Genomic DNA, 3,706 nt, shown 5'->3' on the forward strand with positions numbered 1-3,706 from the left:
ATGGAGTTCAAACAAGAGGAGAAAAGGGAAACTACAGTACACAACGTGTCAGATTTAACTCCAATTCTTCTGTTTAACATTCTGTTACATACTTATAAATTTTCTCCCCGATTTACTTATCATCGATAGTTAAAAAAGAGCGATCGCCCTTCTTATGTTCACTGAATTTGATCTTGGGAAGTGCGATCGCATCTCATCAACGCCATCAATTAATATAAAAATGTCAGCACTGGGTCTAAGCCATGACAGACACTACCTGCACTGCACCCTATGTAACACTGCCCCCAACCCAGGCAGAACTGCCTTACGATGACAACGAAAACATGGAAAGCCAACGGCACAAATTGCAAATGGATTTACTCATTGATGCTCTGGTGCAGTGGTTGGAAGGAAGAGAAGATGGGTATGTAGGCGGTAATATGTTCGTTTACTACAGCTTGGCCCAGGTGCGAAACAAAGATTTTAAAGGGCCAGATTTTTTTGCTGTGTTGGGAGTTCCCAAGGGAGAACGCAAAAGTTGGGTTGTCTGGGAAGAAGGCAAAGCACCGGATGTAGTTATAGAATTACTTTCTGACAGTACCGCTGACGCAGATAAAAATCAGAAAAAGCTGATTTATCAAAATCAGATGCGTGTGCCAGAATATTTTTGGTTTGACCCCTTTAACCCAGATGATTGGGCGGGTTTCTCCACTGATGGCGTAATTTACCAACCAATAGCCGTAAATCAACGTAATCAATTGGTGAGCCGGGCATTAGGTTTAGCATTGCAGCGTTGGCAAGGTAAGTATCAAGGTGTGGAAGCAACTTGGTTACGCTGGGCAACTCTAGAGGGAGAATTATTGCCAACGGCTGAAGAAATAGCAGAACAGGAACGGCAACGGGCAGAACAGGAACGAAAACGAGCAGAACAAGCAGAGTCTCGGTTGCTACAAGTTGCACGCAACCTACTTCAGCAAGGTATGTCAGTAGAACAGGTAGCTAAACTAACAGGTTTTACTACATCTGAACTAGAGAAATTAAATTAAAAAGACAGATACCTAACTTTTCACCAGAAGTCGGGGATATTACAAATACCGTTGCAACAATCCAATTACTATCTCTGGCATTTCCAGATGTGGTAACACTCCCGCATCTGCAATCACATGAAAATCTTGAATTGCCCTTGGATTTAACTTTGCCAACCGCTGCCCTAATTTCGCAGTGGTAAATTGTGCTTTCTCGCCCCAAAATATCACTGTGGGAATATCAAGCTGTTCAATATACAAACTTAAATCAAAATAAAGGTCGCCTCGCAAAAATGCCAACGCTGCAAACTTGGCATTCGGCTGTTGAGCAGAAAATAAATAAGCCTCTACTATCTCTTGATAAAGTCGTTCGGGTTTGGCAAACAGAAAACTTCGCAAAAAGTTGTTGACTGCTATTTCATTCTCAGCACCGAGGGCATAAATTAAATTATCCAACAGTGGTGTATTGATGACCTGAAGCGGTAGCCTGCGTCCAGCACCTTGGCCAAAATCATCAAAACCAGAGGGACAAACCAAATACAGTGCTTTGAATAAAAAAGGCTGGGCAATAGCCAACCTGATCGTGAAAGCAGCTGTTATGGAAGATGCTACTACCGTCACAGGCGGGGAACAAGTGTGTCTGATAAATTCTGTTATGGTTGTGAGATAGTCATTAATTTGATAATCCCACACCGGATGAGCAGATTCTCCCCAACCGATTAAATCTGGTGCGAGAATGCGGTGAGAGGCAGCAAAAGCAGGATAAACTTTCGACCATTCATAAGCAGACGATCCACCACCAAAACAGTGGAGGAATATTAACGGCGGTAAATCTTCAGTCTCATCAATGCACCAGGGTGCAGTAGTTTGGGTGTAATAAACCATTGACCCTAAGGAAGTGTTAATGACTTTATGTCCAAAGCCTGGAGGTTGAAACTGAAGCATAATCAATAGTTGGTGGTTGGTTGTTGGTGGTTAGTGGCGTAACAAGTCAAAAGTCAAAAGTCAAAAATTTTGAATTTTGAATTTTGAATTCCGCGAAGCGGCTCTCCCCACCTCCCCATCTTCCCATTGCCCCTTATCCCCACAAAGTGGGGGCCCCCTTCCCCATCTCCCTTCTTGCCCTATTTTTTACACTGGTACAGTTGCGATCGCAAACGTTTTATCATCGTGTGGCAAGATTAATAAAAATACTCGCACCAGCCCCACCATGTTAGGAAAGCTACTAGACGGTCGTTACAAAGTTATCCAAGTCCTGAGTGCCGGAGGATTTGGTGAAACTTATATCGCCGAAGACACCCGCCGCCCAGGCAACCCTAAATGTGTTCTCAAGCTGCTTAAGCCTGCGAGTTCCGACCCCTATTATTTACAAACTGCCAGACGCTTATTTAATAGTGAAGCAGAAATTCTCGAACAACTGGGCAACCATAACCAAATTCCCCGTCTGTTAGCTTATTTTGAAGAAAATGAAGAATTTTACTTGGTGCAAGAGTTGATTGCAGGGCATCCACTCAGTGCAGAAATGCGAGTTGGTTTACCTTGGACGGAAAGCCAAGTTATTCAGATGTTACAAGACGTTTTGGATGTCTTGCAATTTGTTCACAGCTATGGTGTGATTCATCGTGATATTAAACCTGATAATTTAATTAGACGCGATTCTGACGGCAAGTTAGTTTTAATTGATTTTGGCGCAGTTAAACAAATGCGTTCCCAACTGGCAGCATCTCCCAGTCAAATGGCTGCTACTGTTGCGATTGGAACCCCTGGTTATATGCCAGCAGAACAAGCGCAAGGCAAACCACGCCCAAATAGTGATATTTACGCTGTTGGGGCGATCGCCATCCAAGCGCTGACGGGAATATTGCCAACTCAGTTACAGGAACATCCCGAAACCGGAGAAATCATCTGGCCAAATCAAGCACAGGTGTCGCCTAGACTTGTAGCTGTTGTGCAGAGGATGCTACGCTATCATTATCGCGATCGCTATCAATCTGCTACAGAAGTATTGCAGGATATTCAGCAATTGCTTCATCCCTTAGCACCAACGCAAACATCTACCCCTGCGGTACATGCACAACCAACCATGCCGCAGCCGATGAATACATACCCCCAATCATCCTCTCTACCTCCTTCTCATGCCACCGATCATTGTCCGCCTTCATCTCAAGTTACACCGCCAGCTTGGATAGACAAAACTCTCTCCGTGGCTAGATTATTACCTTTTGTGGGTGCGGCAGGATTGTTTTTATTTAAAGCACCGACCTGGATTATTTTGCTAGGTATTGGTCTGGCTGTAGTTGGAGTTGGCTTATTTTTTCTCCGTTCTTCCTATCCAAGATTGGCACGAGATTATGATGCAGTGTTCGCTGTAGTATTCTGCCTTTGCGGCATACTGCTTTTATTTCAAGAATATCGGTCGTATGGTTCTCAAGAAATACCAATCAGTCAATTTTTGCTAGCAGGCGCAGGTATTTTTTCAGCAGTAGAATGTATCCGTTTGCGGGGAATGAAGAAATAAATACTGGTTAGTAGTTAGTAGATAGTAGTTAGTAGTTAGTAGTTAGTAGATAGTAGATAGTAGTTAGTAGATAGTAGTTAGTAGATAGTAGTTAGTAGATAGTAGTTAGTAGATAGTAGATAGTAGTAATTTTTTGTGAATAATCAACTACCAACCACCAACAACCAACCACCAACCACTAACC

General features: G+C 43.2%; 3 protein-coding genes. 2 read left to right on the forward strand and 1 reads right to left on the reverse strand.

All coding sequences use genetic code 11. The annotated features are described in order from the left end of the window. Window positions 1–242 precede the first annotated feature (242 nt). A complete protein-coding gene (locus HXY43_RS11580; RefSeq protein ID WP_026735578.1) occupies window positions 243–1,025 on the forward strand; it encodes a Uma2 family endonuclease in 783 nt (260 codons plus the stop codon). A gap of 39 nt (window positions 1,026–1,064) precedes the next feature. On the opposite strand, the gene HXY43_RS11585 is transcribed toward HXY43_RS11580, so the two are convergent. Continuing rightward, window positions 1,065–1,949 carry an alpha/beta hydrolase gene (locus tag HXY43_RS11585; protein ID WP_290883365.1) on the reverse strand — a complete coding sequence of 295 codons (885 nt, stop codon included), beginning with the start codon at window positions 1,947–1,949 and terminating at the stop codon, window positions 1,065–1,067. 265 nt (window positions 1,950–2,214) lie between these two features. Between HXY43_RS11585 and HXY43_RS11590 the strand changes: the two genes are divergently transcribed. Then, window positions 2,215–3,522, forward strand: a complete 1,308-nt coding sequence (locus HXY43_RS11590) for a Ycf66 family protein (protein WP_290883367.1) — start codon at window positions 2,215–2,217, stop codon at window positions 3,520–3,522. Window positions 3,523–3,706 lie beyond the last annotated feature (184 nt).

The organism is Fischerella sp. (assembly GCF_013388695.1).
Classification (GTDB): domain Bacteria; phylum Cyanobacteriota; class Cyanobacteriia; order Cyanobacteriales; family Nostocaceae; genus PCC9605.

What these genes read in the sequence shown, in the direction of transcription:
- HXY43_RS11580 (WP_026735578.1), top strand. Translation starts at nt 243, where the DNA reads ATGACAGACACTACCTGCACTGCACCCTATGTAACACTGCCCCCAACC.
- HXY43_RS11585 (WP_290883365.1), bottom strand. Translation starts at nt 1,949, where the DNA reads ATGCTTCAGTTTCAACCTCCAGGCTTTGGACATAAAGTCATTAACACT.
- HXY43_RS11590 (WP_290883367.1), top strand. Translation starts at nt 2,215, where the DNA reads ATGTTAGGAAAGCTACTAGACGGTCGTTACAAAGTTATCCAAGTCCTG.